General features: G+C 60.8%; 10 protein-coding genes. 5 read left to right on the forward strand and 5 right to left on the reverse strand.

Annotated features, from left to right (window positions below; translation table 11 throughout):
- Positions 1-31 precede the first annotated feature (31 nt).
- Complete coding sequence (locus UCMB321_RS14170) at positions 32-4,885, forward strand: NEL-type E3 ubiquitin ligase domain-containing protein (RefSeq protein ID WP_040067766.1); 4,854 nt, start codon at positions 32-34, stop codon at positions 4,883-4,885.
- Between the two features lie 40 nt (positions 4,886-4,925).
- On the opposite strand, the gene UCMB321_RS14175 is transcribed toward UCMB321_RS14170, so the two are convergent.
- Entirely contained in the window at positions 4,926-5,420 is a 495-nt protein-coding gene (locus UCMB321_RS14175) for a DUF934 domain-containing protein (RefSeq protein ID WP_040067769.1), read from the reverse strand.
- The gene (locus tag UCMB321_RS14180; RefSeq protein WP_040067770.1) at positions 5,404-7,062 is read right to left on the reverse strand and encodes a nitrite/sulfite reductase; all 1,659 of its coding nucleotides are present in this window, start codon (positions 7,060-7,062) and stop codon (positions 5,404-5,406) included. Before UCMB321_RS14180 ends, UCMB321_RS14175 begins: the two co-directional genes overlap by 17 nt.
- A 647-nt stretch (positions 7,063-7,709) precedes the next feature.
- On the opposite strand from UCMB321_RS14180, the gene UCMB321_RS14185 reads away from it, so the two are divergent.
- On the forward strand, positions 7,710-8,786 hold the full coding sequence (locus UCMB321_RS14185) for an ABC transporter substrate-binding protein (protein ID WP_040067772.1): 1,077 nt from the start codon (positions 7,710-7,712) through the stop codon (positions 8,784-8,786).
- Positions 8,787-8,976: 190 nt separating this feature from the next.
- Positions 8,977-10,641 carry a M12 family metallo-peptidase gene (locus UCMB321_RS14190; protein WP_040067775.1) on the forward strand — a complete coding sequence of 555 codons (1,665 nt, stop codon included), beginning with the start codon at positions 8,977-8,979 and terminating at the stop codon, positions 10,639-10,641.
- Between the two features lie 28 nt (positions 10,642-10,669).
- On the opposite strand, the gene UCMB321_RS14195 is transcribed toward UCMB321_RS14190, so the two are convergent.
- Together UCMB321_RS14195 and metH are read right to left on the reverse strand one after the other, a co-directional pair.
- A complete protein-coding gene (locus UCMB321_RS14195; protein ID WP_040067777.1) occupies positions 10,670-10,888 on the reverse strand; it encodes a DUF2970 domain-containing protein in 219 nt (72 codons plus the stop codon).
- A gap of 67 nt (positions 10,889-10,955) precedes the next feature.
- A complete protein-coding gene (metH, locus tag UCMB321_RS14200; protein WP_040067779.1) occupies positions 10,956-14,666 on the reverse strand; it encodes a methionine synthase in 3,711 nt (1,236 codons plus the stop codon).
- A 151-nt stretch (positions 14,667-14,817) separates the two neighbouring features.
- Here metH and UCMB321_RS14205 point away from each other — a divergent pair, with 151 nt between their 5' ends.
- Both UCMB321_RS14205 and nfuA read left to right on the forward strand, forming a co-directional pair.
- On the forward strand, positions 14,818-17,109 hold the full coding sequence (locus tag UCMB321_RS14205) for a fatty acid cis/trans isomerase (RefSeq protein WP_040067780.1): 2,292 nt from the start codon (positions 14,818-14,820) through the stop codon (positions 17,107-17,109).
- 124 nt (positions 17,110-17,233) lie between these two features.
- Entirely contained in the window at positions 17,234-17,818 is a 585-nt protein-coding gene (nfuA, locus tag UCMB321_RS14210) for a Fe-S biogenesis protein NfuA (protein WP_040067782.1), read from the forward strand.
- A 192-nt stretch (positions 17,819-18,010) separates the two neighbouring features.
- On the opposite strand, the gene UCMB321_RS14215 is transcribed toward nfuA, so the two are convergent.
- Positions 18,011-18,457: an NUDIX hydrolase gene (locus UCMB321_RS14215; protein WP_040067785.1), complete on the reverse strand. Its 447-nt coding sequence runs from the start codon at positions 18,455-18,457 to the stop codon at positions 18,011-18,013.
- Between the last annotated feature and the right edge of the window lie 15 nt (positions 18,458-18,472).

Below are 18,472 nucleotides of genomic sequence, written 5' to 3' on the forward strand. Positions count from 1 at the left end.
GAGCCTTTAATGGATATCCAGGTTGATTGCCATGGAAGAAGCAAAAGTCATTGAGCAAGTCTCGGCACCTGCCGAGGCAGGCATTCATTTCAATACGGTCAAAGAGAAAATTCCCGCTTGGTTCTACCGGGCCGCTCCGGAAATACGCCTGTCATTTCGTGAACATCTGTTGGCGCTGGAAATATCGAGGCACGAAGTTCGACAGATCATGGCGCGTTTCCAGAATATTGATGGGTTCTGCACGCCACTTCTGGTCCAGGCGCTGGAAAGACAGATCAACGGCGACCCGAAATTGCAAAGTGCCCGGTTTGTCAGGGTCGATGCAACTTATCTGTCCAGTATCTTCGAGGACAAACTCTATACCTTCGTCCACAGCCAAACGCTGCTGGAGGCGGCCTTGCAGAACTTCGAGGCCGGCGAGACCGAGCGGGGGGCGCTGGCAGGCAAGGCCGCTGTCCAGTTTCCCGGTGGCGCTCCGGGCACCAACGTCTCGCTTGCACCGGAAGACTTTGCCTGGGCTTGTCGAACGCTGGACTTGGGGGCCTTGTATCAGGCGCATATCGACAGTGTTTTCAATCCTCCCGATCCGTCGCCGGCCAGCGGCGCTTTGTCGGTAAGGCAGCACTTTGCCGAGTATGACAAACAGACACTGGCGGTGACTGCCGACATTGCCTACATGAAGGGGGATATCGCACCGGCGACCTATGATTTACTCCTGTCGCTGGTCGAGGGCGAAACAGAATTGAGGCTCGCTGGAAAACGGGTTCATTGCAGTCGAATGAAGATGTTCGCTATCGAATTGAGCGGTTGGGTGGTCATTGGCGCGGGGCTGTCGGACACTACGGAGTTGCCCTGCGTTGCTTATATTCCGGATGATCCCCGCGATCCTTTGAAACGGTACCGCAGCTTTGTCCATTTCGAACATGATCTGACCCTGAAGCTTCGAGACCCGTCTTACCAGAAGTTCTTCAGCCGCTTTGTTCCCGAAGAACAGCGGTTGCGGTTTTTTCGTACCCTGAATGCCCACTTGCTGCTTCTGGATCGAGAATGGCCGCCCGTACCGGCGATCGCTCGATATATCCCGTTAAGCGAAGTGCCCGTCAGTGGCGACCTGTTCGAAAGTTTCCAGCAGCAACGCTACCGCCAGATCAAGGCGCACGCGCGGCAACTGGCCGTACCCACGGCCGACGTCGACGCCCGGGTGCGCCAGGCGCGTCTGGACGCTTATCGCGAGGCCGGGCTGAACCTGTTGGCGTTGGCCATTTCGTTCGTACCGGTGATCGGCGAGATCATCCTGGCGGCGGCCGTGGTGAATATGGTCGTGGAGGTCTATGACGGATTCGCGGCTTGGCAACTCGGGGACAAACGCGAGGCCCTCGGTTATCTGCTGGGTGTGGCTGAGGACATCGCCCTGTTGGCGGCCGGGGCCGTGGTGGTGAAGGGCGGCAAGGCACTGTTCAAGACTCGGTCCCCGACTTCAGTCGACGCCTTGATTCCCGTTGAAGGGCCAAGAGGCCAGCGCCGCTTGTGGAAGGCCGATCTTGCCCCCTATGAGCGTGAGATCCGTCTGCCCGAGGATCTCCAGGCCAATGAGGTGGGGCTTTATCCGTTTCAGGGCAACCTCTATCTGCCGCTGTCAGGGAAGGTGTATGCCGTGAGGTATGACAGCGCGCGCCTGCAATGGCGGATTGAGCACCCGGGAGGCGAAGCGTTTCACGCCGTGCCGCTCAGATTCAACCGCACGGGTGTCTGGCAAACGATTTACGAGCGAGTCGCGGACTGGCACGTGGAGCAATTGTTCCGACGCCTCGGCGAATCCATCGCCGGACTCAGCGAGCCGTTGCGATTGCAGATCCGTCAGTTGTGTTCCGCCCAGGAGAATGTGTTGCGCAAAGCCCTGGCGGACAATCAGCCGGCGCCCGCGCTGCTGCTCGATACGATCAAGCGCTTCAGGATCGACCAGGCCATCAGCGATTTTATCGGCGAGGTACCCAGCGCCCTATCGAGAACGGTGGAGCAGGGCGATCTGCGCTTGCGGGTGCTGACGTCGCTGCCCGACTGGCCGGAAAACCGGGTGGTCCAGGTGCTCAATGGTTTGGGTGAAGTCATGGAGGAGTACGGTCGGCGCACTTCCGAACAGTTCTCCTCGTTTCAGATCATCGAGTCACAGCTCAAGAGTGGCGACCTGCTCAAGTCGACGCTGAACATGTTGAGCGAGTCTGAGCGCCACACGCTGCTCGGTGCTGAGCTGGCGGACAATGAGGTGCGTACCCGGGTACTGAGCCAGCGCCTCAGGCAATGGGCCGCACAGCGAAGGCAATGGCTGTTCGAGGAGTTGTATACGGCGAGCGAGAAAACCCACGACGCCAGGGTCAATCGTATTCTCGGGGTGTTCCCCGGCTTGCCGGGAAGTGTTGCCCGGGAGTTGATCGCCCATGCGCGCAGCGCCGAACTCGCGCTCTTGGGCGAGCGGGTGCCGCTACGGTTCTCGGAGGAAATCCGCTGGTACCTCAAGCGGTTGCAGCTTCACCGGGTGTGCGAGAGCTGGTATTTGCTGGCCCCGCGATACGCCCAGGCCGACCGTCTCGCGCTGCATACGCTTGAGCAATTACCGGGCTGGCCGGCCAAGGGGCTGCGGATTGAGTTGCGCGAACAGCGCTTTACCAGCGAGGCACTTGAAACGGCGGGGGATCCGGATATCGCCACGCCCCGGGTGATTCTCAAGGTCGGTCGACAGTACAACGCCTTCGATCACTCGGGGGCGCTCCTGGGACGGGCGGATAATATTTTCGACGCGATGGTTCATGCCCTGCCTGAGCCTGATCGCGTTGCCCTTGGATTCAGCGGCTCGGAACGAGGCGCTTGGCTGAAAGAACAGATTGTCGGTCAGATTGCCCGAGATCCTTATACCGCCCAGGATACGCTTGGCCTGTCCCCTTTCAGTCGTTGGTTCAGGCCGCCCATGCGCCTGGCTTCGGGACGTATCGGCTACCCGATGAGCGATGATGGCAGGGTTCTGGGGTATTCCGAGCATTTGAGCGCTCGTGTGCGTGACCTGTATCCGGGATTCTCCTCGGAGGAGGTGGGTCGTTTTCTCAGTTCGCTCCATCTGCCCGAGTCTGCCTGCCTGGTGGAACTCGAGCGCCTGCGGGAGGAGTATGAAACGTTGTTCACCACGCTGGATGGATGGGTGCAACGCCAGACCTGGAGGCGTGTGCGGGGAACCTTGCAAGTCGCTTCCGTAGCGCCCGACAACAAGCAGCGGGTGGCCGATGCGATCCTGGCCTGCTGGAGAAAGCAGTCCAACCGCAATCTGCTGGGTGGGCAGTACTTCTATGAACTGGACCTGTTGGGCATGCGGGTCGGGGACTTGCCGGCGATCAGTGCCGACTTCAGTCATGTGGGCTTTCTGTTCATGAATGATATGGCCGTTGCCAGCAGCGAAGTGTCGTTTTTGTCCTGCTTCAGGCAGTTGCGCTGGTTGTCCATGGGCTTCAACCATCTGAGCAGCCTGCCGGTGGAGTTGGAGCAGATGTCCGAACTGGTCCATCTGCACTTGCCAGACAACCAGATTGTGTTGAACGCCCAGGCGTCGGGTGTATTGTCCCGCCTGACCCGACTGAAATTTCTGAACCTTTCGCATAACCCTTTGCACCAGCCCCCCGATGTCAGCCAGATGAGCGAGCTGGAGAACCTGGTGCTGCGTCATGCACAGCTGGATCGCTGGCCTGTCGGTCTGTCGGGGTTGCGCAACTTGCAGTGTGTGGACCTGCGCAACAATCGGATTTCGGTGATCCCCGAGGCGGTTTACGCAGGTCCCACCGCCATCAACCGGGTTACCCACCTCTACGACAATCCGGCGCTTTCGGCCACGGGCATGCAGCGGTTGCAGCGTTACGAGCGCGAAACCGGTATCAATTTCGGCATCGATACCCCGGGTCGGCGGCGCGCCCATGCCCTGCGTCGAACCCCGTCGCTTTGCGAGTGCGACCACTGGCTGGGGGGCGTATCGGCCGAGCAGAAGGTCCTGAAAGAACAGCAATGGCAGTTGCTGCATCGGCAGCAAGGCTCCGCGGATTTTTTCAAGCTGCTGGCGGATCTGACGGTCAGCGCCGAATATCGCGAGGCGCCCCGGGATTTGAGCCTGCGGGTCTGGCAGGTCGTGGATGCGGTCAGTCAATACAGTGAGCTGCGCGATGAGCTGTTTGTCTCGGCGTCCCATCCGCAGACCTGCTCCGATGGCGCGGAGCTGATCTTCAGCGACATGGAGGTCAGGGTCCTGGTGCATCAGGCGAGGGCAAGGGCCGCGGGCACCCCGGCCGCTACCGAACTGAATCTGCTGAAGCTGACCCGGGGATTGTGGCGCCTGGATGAGGTCGAGCGCCTGGCTCAGGTGGATATCGAGGCGCGGCTGAGGTTGCCCGGCACGCCACGGGTCGACCCGGTGGAGGTGAGGCTGGCCTACCGCATAGGCCTGACGGAGCGACTTCGCTTGCCGGGCCAACCCAAGCACATGACATTTACCGAATTGGCCCGGGTGACGGAGCAACAGCTGGACGCGGCCCATGCCAAGGTACTGGCCCGGGAACGGACCCCGGCGTATGCGCGGGCGTTGGCCGATCGCGAGTTCTGGGCCAGCTACCTGAAGGAGAATCACCCGTCGCGATTCAAGGCTATCGATGAGCAATACCAAGCCACCCTATCGGTGCTGGACTCCCAGCGTACGAGCCGTCGCGACCCCCTTTGGCATGAGTTCGTCGATATCGAACTGGAGGCACAGATGGGTGATCAACTCAGGGCTTGGCGGGAGGCCCAGGCGAGGGAGACGCTGGCGTTGACCGAAGAGGTGCTGGAGAGAATCCCGGAGGCGGAACTGGACGCTTGAAGCCCGGCCCGGGCGCTTGATGCACCCGGGCCGGACAGTTTCAGCGGCGACGGAACAGCGGCAGCGGTTCGTCGGTGGCGGCCTGGTAGGTCACCGAGAAGTCCTTGAGGCTTTCGAGGGCTTCGTACGGGTCCTTGTCCGCACGCAGGGCGTAGGCATCGAAACCGCAGCGGTGCATATAGAACAGCTGGTCGCGCAGCACGTCGCCAATCGCCCGCAGTTCGTTCTTGTAGCCATAGCGGTCACGCAACAGGCGGGCGTTGGAGTAGCTGCGACCGTCGGTGAAGGCCGGGAAGTTCAGGGCGATGACCTGGAAGTGTTGCACGTCATCGCCGATTTCCTCGGCTTCTTCATCGGCGTCCAGCCAGACGCCCAGTCCGCCGTCACGGACCTTGAGGGCATGGCCGTGGTCGCGCCACAAGGCCAACGGCACGATCAGGTCGTCGCAGTTGGAGATACCGTCGAAGGACGCGTCCTTGGGCAGCAGATGCCAGGTTTCGTCGATGACGGCATTGTTCTTAATGATTCGCTGCATAGACGCGCTCCTTGAAGGGGTCGATACCGATACGCTGGTAAGTGTCGATGAAGCGTTCGTCTTCGGTACGTTTTTCCACGTAGACGTCGATCAGTTTCTCGATCACGTCGGGCATGTCGTCCTGGGCGAAGGAAGGGCCGAGGATCTTGCCCAGGCTGGCGTCACGGCTGGCGCTGCCGCCGAGGGACACCTGGTAGAACTCTTCGCCTTTCTTGTCCACCCCGAGAATGCCGATGTGGCCCACATGGTGGTGGCCGCAGGCGTTCATGCAGCCGGAAATGTTCAGGTCCAGCTCGCCGATGTCGAACAGGTAGTCCAGGTCGTCGAAACGGCGCTGGATGGCCTCGGCGATGGGGATCGACTTGGCGTTCGCCAGGGAGCAGAAGTCACCGCCCGGGCAGCAGATGATGTCGGTCAGCAAGCCGATGTTCGGCGTGGCGAAGCCGTGCTCGCGCAGTTCACCCCAGAGGGCGAACAGTTGGCTCTGCTCCACGTCGGCGAGAATGATGTTCTGCTCGTGGGAGGTGCGCAGTTGGCCGAAGCTGTAGCGGTCGGCCAGGTCGGCGATGGCGTCGAACTGCTTGTCGGTCACGTCGCCCGGCGCTACGCCGGTGGGCTTGAGGGACAAGGTGACGGCCACATAGCCGGCTTTCTTGTGGGCCAGGGTGTTGCGGATGCGCCAGCGGGCGAAACCCGGGTGCTGCTGGTCCAGTTCAGCCAGTTCGGCGACCTGGTTGTCCAGGGTCTTGTAATCCGGATCGACGAAATGCTTGGCGACGCGATGGACTTCGGCCTCGGTGAGGGTGGTCTGGCCGCCGCGCAGATGGACCATTTCCGCTTCGACTTTCTCGGCGAAGACTTCCGGGGTCAAGGCCTTGACCAGGATCTTGATCCGCGCCTTGTACTTGTTGTCGCGACGACCGTAGCGGTTGTAGACCCGCAGGATGGCGTCGAGATAGCTCAACAGGTCCTGCCACGGCAGGAATTCGTTGATAAAGGCACCGACCACCGGGGTACGCCCCAGGCCGCCACCCACCAGGACCCGGAAACCCAGTTCGCCGGCGGCGTTATGCACGGGCTCCAGGCCGATGTCGTGGACTTCGATGGCTGCGCGGTCCGAGGTCGAGCCGTTGATGGCGATCTTGAACTTGCGCGGCAGGTAGGCGAATTCCGGGTGGAAGGTGGTCCACTGGCGGACGATCTCGCACCACGGGCGCGGGTCGACCAGCTCGTCGGCGGCGACACCGGCGAACTGGTCGGTGGTGACGTTGCGCAGGCAGTTGCCGCTGGTCTGGATCGCGTGCATCTGCACGGTGGCCAGTTCGGCGAGGATCTCGGGCACGTCTTCCAGCGCCGGCCAGTTGAACTGCACGTTCTGCCGGGTGCTGACGTGGGCGTAGCCCTTGTCGTAGTCGCGGGCGATCCGCGCCATCATTCGCGCCTGGCGCGAAGTCAGTTGGCCATAAGGCACGGCAACCCGCAGCATCGGGGCGAAACGCTGCACATACAGGCCATTTTGCAGGCGCAGAGGGCGGAACTCTTCTTCGCTCAGCTCACCTGCCAGGTAGCGTCGGGTCTGATCACGGAACTGCTTGACGCGGTCCTCGATGATCCGCTGATCGTACTCGTCGTATACGTACATATAGATCCTGTTCTCAGGCTTCATAAATACCCCGGGGGCCCAGGCACCCGGCGTATCTCAACAATTCTGCGCGCACGGCCGCGCACTCCATGATGGAGCCGGCGCACGATAGCAGTTTGCAGATATGCGTAAAAGTGATGTTTGAGTATATGCACAGAACCAAAACGACTAACGTACGTCGGCCAGCCATACCCACGTTTGTGGTGCGGGCAAATCTCTACTTAACTATCAGCGAGTTTGCAGCAATCACCGATAAAACCGACAAGAGGCGATGCGATGAGCAATCCAGTCAAAGCAAGGAAAAGCGACAGCACGGTCGATGCCTGGGCGATCCTGTTCCTGATCATCCTGGTGGTAGCCACGGCGGTGTTCTGGGTCAGCCACAAGTAAGGCGGCATCATGTAGGAGCAGCCGGTCGACGCTCGATTGCTCGCGATGAACGCCAGGGCACCGCGTTTCTCCAAGGTGCCGCGTATCATCGTTGGCGCCCATCGCGAGCAAGCTCGCTCCTACATCTACAGAGGAGGGCAACTGATCGGGCTGACGGCATTGTCATGACAACAGTTGTCGGACAATTCCGATGGTTTGCTACGAGGCGCAGGCATTTTGCCTTTATACTGCACCGCTATTTTCCGGGGCGCGGTGACATGCTGAAGACTCTCTGCAAAGGGTTGCTGATCCTGAGCCTGCCGTTCTGGGCGATGGCCCAGGCGGCGACCACGGTGGTATTTCTCAATCCTGGCTACACCACCGAGCCGTTCTGGGTCAGCTATGCCCACTTCATGCAGACGGCTGCGCACAATCTCGGCATGGGGCTTACGGTGCGCTATGGCGAACGCAACCCGCAAACCACCCTTGCCCAGGCCTATGAAGTCCTGCAGGCCACGCCTCGGCCCGATTACCTGCTGTTCGTCAATGAACAGTCCGTGGCCCCGCAAATCCTGCGGATGGCCGAGGGCACTGGGGTCAAGCTGTTTATCGTCAACAACACGCTGACACCGGCCCAGGACAAGCGCTTCGGCGCTGCGCCGGAGCTGTTGGGCAGCCTGGTGCAGAACGACGAGCAGGGCGGTTACCTGATGCTCAAGGAACTGATCCGCCAACGCTCGTTGCAGGCGCCGGGCCAGCCCATCGAGCTGCTGGCCTTTGCCGGGATGAAGCTCACTCCGGCTTCGTATTTGCGCGAGAAAGGCATGCGCCGGGCCCTGGCGGAGTCCCCGCAGGTTCACCTGCGCCAGTTGGTTTATGGCGAGTGGAGTCGCGCGCGGGCCTTCGATCAGGCCGAACAGATGATCCGGCGCTATCCGCAGGCATCGCTGGTGTGGTCCGCCAACGACGAAATGGCCCTGGGCGCCATGGCCGCCTTCGAAAAGGCCGGGCGCCGGCCGGGACAGGATGTCCTGTTCAGTGCTGTCAACAGCTCCCCGGAGATTCTCCGGGCGCGCATCGACGGGCGCCTGAGCGTGCTGGTGGCCGGGCATTTCACCCTGGGAGGCTGGGCGATGGTGTTGCTGCGTGACCATGCCGACGGGATCGACTTTACCCGTTATGGCGGCCGCGAGCGGCAGGTCCAGGCGCTGGAACTGATCGACAAGGCCCAGGCCGAGAAGCTGTTGAAGTTCGGCGCCAGAGAGGATTACCGCGTCGATTTCAAGGCGCTGAGCGCCCGCGGCAAACCGGACAGCTACCGTTATCCATTCTCCCTGAAAACCTTGCTGCCCTGAGTTCGGCAGGCTCTACCGGATTTTGCGGCGGCCTATGCGCCTTGGGGGCTTTGAAGTTTCGTACTGGGTTATCGCTGTCGGCTATCAGCGCTATTTCGAATAGAACTGAATAACTAGTATTTCTGCTAGTGGGCAATCCCGTTTGCTCAGCTCAAGATCAAGACTCTATTCATCAGAAAGAATATGGGTCATGAAGAGACAAGTCGCTTCTGTTACTTCAGTCTTGTTTTTTGTTGTGGCCTGTCTGCTTGTACAGAGTGCGTCGGCTGAAACAAAGTTGCTGTCACCCGCGCCCGACAATCAAGTGATGACGGCCGAAGCCACGGCGATTCTGGAGCAAGAAAAGTCCGTCGCCGCCGTCAAGTCCGTGCTGGTCGCTCAAGCAGATGTTTCCACGCTTACAGCGGCAACTAAGCAGATTGAACTTGAGCTTTCCCGTGACCTGACCGCTACGATCGGGGAGCTGCGCATGGAGGGAAGCGAGGCTGGACCCATCGGTGTTTGGCATGGCCGTGTACAAGAGGTGCGCAATGCCGCAGGCAATGCCAGTGCTCCGGCTGATATCGCAGGCGGCGAAGTCATCCTGGCGGTGAACGGCACAATGATCAGTGGAACCGTACGCTATGCTGCGAAACTTTTTAGAATCGTTCCATTGGGCGGGCGTGAACACGCGATTATCGAGTTGGACGAAAGCCTTATTCCTCCCGAAGGTGATCAGGAAACAGAAGGCCCACTACCTGTGTCGGTATACGATACGGTCAAGTCGGAGCGAGCCGATATACCGATTCGCATTATGCTGGTCATGTCAAAGAGTGCGCAGGCGCGGATTGCCGATCCGCAAGGGTTGGCCAGGCTTATGTTTGCCGAAGCCAATCAGGGGTTGCAAAATAGCGGCCTTGCTATTCGTTTTGAGTCGGCCGGAATATTTGCTGTCAATTATAATGAAGAAGGGGGTGTGGAGGGTTTTGAAAAGGCACTTGCGGGCATAGGTACAAACTCGGAAATTCAACATCTGCGCCGGGAGAGTTTCGCTGATACTGTGGTCATGCTGGTAACAAATAATGCACTTGCAGGGAAGGCTCATACGAGAGCTGTCAAGAGTACCGCATTTGCTGTTGTGTCTGTTGGATATGCAACGGGAAACTATACATTTGCCCACGAGGTCGGGCATAACATTGGAGCCGGCCATGAAGGCACGGGCAGCGGATATGCACATGGGTATCAACAAAAGACGGTCTCGCCTTATTGGCGCACGATCATGGCCTATGAGTGCAGTCCGCGTTGCCCCAGGGTAAACTATTTTTCTGATCCGGACAGAAGATACAATGGCTTGCCCATGGGGGTCGTAGGCAACAGCGAGAACACTCGCGTTATCAGGGAGAGAGGGCCCACCGTAGCAGCCTTTTTTCCGGAATTGCCGGGTCTACAAATGATGCTTGTCAGTCCTGGCGGAGCAAACTCTGAAATTTTTTCCGAACTGAGCGTACCCATCTTGCCAGGCCTTGAAGAGGGAGTCGTTGCTCTATCTCCAGAGGTGGGGCCCACTGAGTTAATACCCCACACGGGTCATAATCCCTCCACCAGACTTAATGTGAAATTACGCAATGCTGCGGGGCGAGATGTCAATGTTGTACTTTGGGGGCGGCGAATAAGGAGTGATAATTGCAAGTCGGAAATGAATGCCCTCGCGGGGTGCACGCTTTTCCCCCTGGTTTTTCGGCTCGAGTACTATCCCTATGGTGAAAATGAAGCATTACCTGCGGGCTATTACAATGGCGTTCTCAAGCTGGAAGCGCGAAGACCCAATTCTGATTGGAAAATGCCAATCAATATCGCGATTTCGGTTCGGAAATAGATCAGGGTTGTAGGTTGCGGGCGTGTTTCTACACGCCCGCGAAGTGCAGCACCAGCTTGACGATACCGTACAGCGTCAGCCCGAAGACCGCGGTGAACAGTACCCCGATCATCACGAAGTGGCTCGGCTTGCCATGGGTAAAGTCGCGGGCACGGTTCTTCCCGCTTTGTACGCCAAAGGCCGCCGCCATCACGCTGTGGAGCATTTGCCAGAAGGTCGGCGGCTTGTTGTCGATCGGGTCGTCCATGGGAGGCCTCCACACACAAGGTTGTGTGTGGAAAGCATAGACAATTCCCCTGGCGCGTGGTCCTGGATCAGTTGTCGTAACCCAGGTTCGGCGCCAGCCAGCGTTCACTGACGCTCAGCTCCTGGCCCTTGCGCGCGGTATAGCTTTGCACCTGGTCCTTGTCGATCTTGCCCACGGCGAAGTACTGCGCCTGCGGATGGGCGAAATACCAGCCGCTGACCGCCGCCGCCGGGAACATGGCGTAGTGCTCGGTGAGGAACACGCCGCTCTGGCCGGCCTTGCCTTCGCTGGCCGCCGGGTCGAGCAGGGCGAACAGGGTGCCTTTCTCGGTGTGGTCGGGGCAGGCCGGATAGCCGGGGGCCGGGCGAATGCCGCTGTACTGCTCCTTGATCAGCGCCTCGTTGTCCAACTGCTCGTCCTTGGCATAGCCCCAGTAGTTTTTCCGCACCTGCTGGTGCAGCCACTCGGCGCAGGCCTCGGCCAGGCGGTCGGCCAGGGCCTTGACCATGATCGAGTTGTAGTCGTCGCCCTTGTCCTGGTAGGCCTTGGCGACTTCCTCGGCGCCGATCCCGGCGGTGGTGATAAAGCCCCCCACGTAGTCGGTGATGCCGCTGTCTTTCGGCGCGACGAAGTCGGCCAGGGAGAAGTTCGGCTTGCCGTCGGTCTTGATGATCTGTTGGCGCAGGTGATGCAGCCTGGCCAGCGGTTTGCCGTCGTCGCCGTAGACTTCCAGGTCATCGTCGCGCACCTGGTTGGCCGGCCAGAAGCCGAAGACCGCACGGGCACTGATCAGCTTCTCGTCGATCAGCTTGTTGAGCATTTCCCGGGCATCGGCATAGAGCGCGGTGGCGGCTTCACCGACCACCTCATCCTCGAGGATGCGCGGGAACTTGCCGGCCAGATCCCAGGAGATGAAGAACGGCGTCCAGTCGATGTATTCGGCCAGAACCTTGAGGTCGATGTTGTCCAGCACCCGAGCGCCGGTGAAGGTCGGTTTGACCGGCTGGTAGCTGCTCCAGTCGAACTGCGGCTTCTTGGCAATCGACGCGGCGTAGCTCAAGCGTTCGGTACGAGCGCTGCGGTTGGCGGTGCGCTCGCGGACTTCGACATATTCCTCGCGGGTCTTCTCGACGAAACCGGCCTTGAGTTCCTTGGACAGCAACTGGGTCGCCACGCCCACGGCGCGGGAGGCGTCGGTGACGTAGACCACCGCATCGTTGCTGTAGCGCGGTTCGATCTTCACCGCGGTGTGCGCCTTGGAGGTGGTCGCGCCGCCGATCATCAACGGCAGGTGGAAATCCTGGCGCTGCATTTCCCGGGCGACATGGACCATTTCATCCAGCGACGGGGTGATCAACCCGGACAGGCCGATGATGTCGCACTTCTGCTCCTTGGCCACCTGCAGGATCTTCTCCGCCGGGACCATCACGCCGAGGTCGACGATATCGTAGCCGTTGCAACCCAGTACCACGCCGACGATGTTCTTGCCGATGTCGTGGACATCGCCCTTGACCGTGGCCATCAGGATCTTGCCCTTGGCCTCCGGCTTGTCGCCTTTCTCCAGCTCGATGAACGGAATCAGGTGGGCCACCGCCTGTTTCATCACCCGGGCGGACTTCACCACCTGGGGCAGGAACATTTTCCCGGCGCCGAACAGGTCGCCGACGATGTTCATGCCGGACATCAGCGGGCCTTCGATCACTTCGATCGGGCGGGCGAACGACTGGCGCGACTCTTCGGTGTCTTCGACGATGTGGGTGGTGATGCCCTTGACCAGTGCATGTTCCAGGCGCTTGTTGACGTCCCAGCTACGCCACTCCTCGGTTTCGGCTTCCTTGACGCTGCCGTCGCCCTTGTACTGGTCGGCGATGGCGAGGAGGGCGTCGGTGCCTTCCGGGGTGCGGTTGAGGATCACGTCCTCGACGGCGTTGCGCAGTTCCAGCGGAATCTGGTCGTAGATCTCCAGCTGGCCGGCGTTGACAATACCCATGGTCAGGCCGGCGCGGATCGCGTACAGCAGGAACACCGAGTGGATCGCCTCGCGCACCGGGTTGTTGCCACGGAACGAGAAGGACACGTTGGACACGCCACCGCTGCTCAGCGCATAGGGCAGCTCGTCACGGATATAGGCGCAGGCGTTGATGAAGTCGACGGCGTAGTTGTTGTGTTCCTCGATGCCGGTGGCGACGGCGAAGATGTTCGGGTCGAAGATGATGTCTTCCGGCGGGAAGCCGACTTCGTTCACCAGGATGTCGTAGGAGCGCTTGCAGATTTCCTTCTTGCGCGCTTCGGTGTCGGCCTGGCCGGCCTCGTCGAAGGCCATCACCACTACGGCGGCGCCATAGCGCTTGCACAGCTTGGCGTGATGAATGAACTGCTCGACGCCTTCCTTCATGCTGATGGAGTTGACGATGCCCTTGCCCTGGATGCACTTGAGGCCGGCTTCGATCACGTCCCACTTGGAGGAGTCGATCATGATCGGGACACGGGAGATGTCCGGCTCGCCGGCGATCAGGTTGAGGAAGGTGACCATGGCCTTCTTCGAGTCGAGCATGCCCTCGTCCATGTTGATGTCGATCACCTGGGCACCGGCTTCCACCTGCTGCAGGGCGACTTCAAGGGCTTCGGTGTAATTGTCCTCGCGGATCAGCCGGGCGAACTTGGCGGAGCCAGTGATGTTGGTCCGTTCGCCGACGTTGACGAACAGCGACTGGCGGTCGATGGTGAAGGGCTCCAGGCCCGACAGGCGGCAAGCCTTGGGGATGTCCGGAATGGCACGCGGCGCATAGCCGGCGACCGCCTTGGCGATGGCCTGGATGTGCGCTGGCGTGGTCCCGCAGCAACCGCCGACGATATTCAGGAAGCCGCTCTGGGCAAACTCTTCGACTACCTTGGCCATGTCTTCCGGCAGTTCGTCGTATTCGCCGAATTCGTTCGGCAAGCCGGCGTTGGGGTGCGCGGAAACGCGGGTGCTGGCCTTGTCCGAAAGCTCTTCCAGGTACGGACGCAGTTCGCTGGCGCCCAGGGCGCAGTTCAAACCGACCGAGATCGGCTTGGCATGGGCCACGGAGTTCCAGAAGGCTTCGGTGGTCTGGCCCGACAGGGTGCGGCCGGAGGCATCGGTGATAGTGCCGGAGATCATGATCGGCAGTTCGAAACCCAGCTCTTCATACACGCCTTGCACGGCGAAGATCGCCGCCTTGGCGTTGAGGGTGTCGAAAATGGTCTCGATCAGGATCAGGTCGGCGCCGCCTTCGATCAGGCCCTTGGTGGCCTCGGTGTAGTTCTCCACCAGTTCATCGAAGGTCACGTTGCGGTAACCGGGGTTGTTCACGTCCGGGGACAGCGAGCAGGTACGGCTGGTCGGGCCGAGCACGCCGGCGACGAAGCGCGGCTTGTCCGGGGTCTCCAGGGTTTTCGCGTCGGCCACCTTGCGCGCCAGGCGGGCGCCTTCCACGTTGAGTTCGTAGACCAGCGCTTCCATGCCATAGTCGGCCTGGGACACCTGGGTGGCGTTGAAGGTGTTGGTTTCCAGGATGTCCGCGCCGGCATCCAGGTAAGCCTTCTCGATGGCGCCGATCACATCCGGACGGGTGATGACCAGCAGGTCGTTGTTACCCTTTACGTCGCTGGGCCAGTCGGCGAAGCGTTTGCCGCGATAGTCCTGCTCCTCGAGCTTGTAGCTCTGGATCATGGTGCCCATGCCGCCGTCGAGAATCAGGATGCGCTCCTTGAGAGCTTGCTGGAGGGCGTGGAGGCGAGCACTGCGATCGGACATGGAAACTACCTGGAAGGCGAATACAGAAGAGCCGCGATCATAGCAAACCTGTACGCTTTTAGAGCATGACGGCGATTTGCATGAATATCGCTCATGTTGGCGGGCCGGTTACGCGGTAGAATTGCGGCGTTTTTCTTTAAGGACCAGGGATATGTCGCGCAGAGTCATAAGCTTTTTCCTCTTGATATGGGCTGGCGGTGTCGCCCAGGCGCAAGGTCCGGCGCCGGCGATTTCCTACACCCGCGATATCCAGCCGATTTTCACCGAGAAATGCGTGGCCTGCCACGCCTGTTATGACTCGGCGTGCCAGCTCAACCTGGGCAGCGCGGAAGGGGCCACCCGGGGGGCTTCGAAAGCCCTGGTCTACGACGGTGCGCGCAGCGAGGTGTCGAGCCCGACCCGCTTGTTCGTCGATGCCCAGGGGCCGGCGGCCTGGCGGGACAAGGGCTTCTACTCGGTGCTCGATGCCCAGGGCAGCCAGGCCGCGCTGATGGCGCGGATGCTGGAGCTGGGGCATCGGACCCCGCTGCAACCCAACGCCAAGTTGCCCGAGGAGATTACGCTGGGCCTGGAGCGCGAGAACATGTGCCCGCTGCCGGGGGAGTTTGCCGCCTATGCCGGCGCCCATCCGAAAGAGGGCATGCCGCTGGCCGTGACCGGCCTGACCGATCAGCAGTACCAGACCCTGCAACGCTGGCTCGCCGCTGGAGCGCCCGTCGATGAGCGCGGCCTCCTGCCCAGCGCCCGGGAGGCGGTGCAGATCACCGCGTGGGAAAACCTGCTCAATGCGCCGGGAGCCCGGGAAAGCCTGGTCGCGCGCTGGCTCTTCGAGCACTGGTTCCTGGCCCATATCTACTTTGCCGGCGGCGAGCCGGGGCATTTCTTCCAGTGGGTGCGTTCGCGTACGCCCAGCGGGCGACCCATCGACCTGATTGCCACCCGACGTCCCAACGACGATCCGGGTACCCAGGTCTACTACCGGCTGATGCCGGTAGCGGGGGTCATCGTCTACAAGACCCATATCACCTATGGCCTGAGCGCGGCGAAAATGGCGCGGATCAAGACCCTGTTCTACAGCGGCAACTGGCAGGTCACGGCCTTGCCGGGCTACGGCCCGCAGCGTCGGGCCAACCCCTTCGAGACCTTCGAGGCGATCCCGGCGGCGGCGCGCTACCAGTTCATGCTCGACAACGCCGAGTACTTCGTCGACACCTTTATCCGTGGGCCGGTCTGTCGTGGGCAGATTGCTACCGACGTGATTCGTGACCACTTCTGGGCATTGTTCCAGGCCCCGGAGCATGATCTCTACATCACCGACCCGAGTTATCGCGGGGCTGCGACGCCGTTGCTGGCGATGCCCGGACAGAACGACGACGTCGGCAGCGTGTTGAGCCTGTGGCTGGCTTATCGCGACAAGCGCAACGAGTATGAAGCCTTGCGCCGGGATGCCTACGCGAATGTTCGGGCGCCGAGCTGGTCGACCTTGTGGGCCGGCAACGACAATGCGTTGCTGAGCATTTTCCGCCATTTCGACAGCGCCACGGTCAGCAAGGGCCTGATCGGCGAGGTGCCGCAAACCATGTGGCTGTTTGACTACCCGCTGCTGGAGCGTACCTATTACCAACTGGCGGTGAACTTCGATGTGTTCGGCAATGTGTCGCACCAGGCCCAGACGCGACTGTATTTCGACCTGATCCGCAACGGTGCCGAGCAGAACTTCCTGCGCCTGATGCCGGCGAATTCCCGTGACGCCTACCTCGACGATTGGTACCAGAACGGCGGCCAGCTGAAGATGTGGCTGGACTACGAGCGCATCGACGACAGCAAGCCGAGCGCCCTGAAACTCGATGAAAAGGATCCCAAGCGCGACTTCGCCCGGCAGTTGCTGCTGCGCTACGGCGATCTCAACGCCCATCCGGACCCGATCAACCGCTGTGAGGGCGCGTACTGTTCACGTCCGAATATCGATCCCGGGTTGCAAGAGGCCGAGCAGTCCCTCAGTCGACTGACCTCGCGCCCGGCTGCCGGGCTCAAGGTCATCGACCAGTTGCCGGAAGCGACGATGCTGCGCATCGAAAGCCGCAGCGGCAAGCGCGAGATCTATAGCCTGTTGCGCAATCGCGCCCACAGCAACGTGGCGTTCATGCTCGGCGAGGAGTCTCGCTATCAGCCGGGGTTGGACAGCGTGATCATTTACCCGGGCGTCCTCACCAGCTATCCGAACTTCATGTTCAATGTGCCGGCCGATCAGGTGCCGGCGTTCGTCGATGCCATGGAGCAGGCCAAGGACGCCGCCGGGTTCGAGCAGATTGTCCAGCGCTGGGGGATTCGCCGCAGCCATCCGCAGTTCTGGCAGTATTTCCATGACCTGACCACCTACCTGCAGGAAACCGATCCGGTGAATGCCGGGGTGCTGGACATGAACCGCTACGAGAACCTTTGAGGAGGACGCGTTGACTGGATCGTGGGTTCGAGCCAGTGGCGGCGCTGCTTTCCCGACAAAAATACTGGGACTTTGTCCGGCGGCCCGATTGGCGTAAACTGGCGCCAATCTGTGAGGAGATTCCATGAGCGCCATAACCATTACCGATGCCGCCCACGATTACCTGGCTGACCTGCTGTCCAAGCAGAACACCCCGGGGATCGGCATCCGCATCTTCATTACCCAGCCGGGTACCCAGTACGCCGAAACCTGCATTGCCTACTGCAAGCCGGGTGAAGAAAAGCCTGAAGACACCGCGCTGGGGCTCAAGAGCTTCACCGCGTGGATCGATGCCTTCAGCGAAGCCTTCCTCGACGATGCGGTAGTCGATTACGCCACCGACCGCATGGGCGGCCAGTTGACCATCAAGGCCCCCAACGCCAAGGTGCCGATGGTCAACGCCGACAGCCCGATCAACGAGCGCATCAACTACTACCTGCAAACCGAGATCAACCCGGGGCTGGCCAGCCACGGCGGCCAGGTCACCCTGATCGATGTGGTCGAGGACGGTATTGCCGTGTTGCAGTTCGGCGGTGGTTGCCAGGGCTGCGGCCAGGCCGACGTGACCCTGAAGGAAGGCATCGAGCGCACCTTGCTCGAGCGGATTCCCGAGCTCAAGGGCGTGCGTGACGTCACCGACCATACGCAAAAAGAAAACGCCTACTACTGAGTTCGGTAGCAGGGCGTTCACTGCGCTTGGATGGATAAAAAAACGGTGCCCGTGAGCACCGTTTTTTATGCCTTGTACTCAAGGCTGAAGGCGACCCTTGTAGGAGCCGGCTTGCTGGCGATGGCGGCCGGATAGTCGATACATGACTTACGGGCCTCATCGCCAGCAAGCCGGCTCCTACAGGTCGGTGTTTCAGCGCAGGCCATCGTCCTGCTCCTGCGGGAGAGTGTCCAGATAATCACGCAGACGCTCCTGCAGATAGGGCACGCCCAATGGGTGTTCCAGGTATTCGGCAATCGGCATCATCCGCCAGTATTGGCCTTCGTCGCCAAATCGAATCGCCTCGATTTCCGCACGCTTGAGTTGTCCTACCAGAAACCACGAGTGGGTATTGGGCTGGGTGACACTGGGGTAGCGCCGTACCCATTCGATGCGCTCGGCCTCGATGCGCAGGGAAAACTCCTCGTCCAGCTCCCTGAGGGCGCATTCGGTCGGGGTTTCGTCACCTTCGCGACCGCCGCCGGCAAAGTCCCAATACCCGGGATAGGGGATGCTGTCCTTCAAGTCACGCAGATAGGTCAGCAGCTCATCGCCGCAGATCAGGGCCAGCTTGGCGCCGGAAAACAACGCTTCGGACATCGGTCATTCCTCCAG

Source organism: Pseudomonas batumici (assembly GCF_000820515.1).
GTDB classification, from domain to species: domain Bacteria; phylum Pseudomonadota; class Gammaproteobacteria; order Pseudomonadales; family Pseudomonadaceae; genus Aquipseudomonas; species Aquipseudomonas batumici.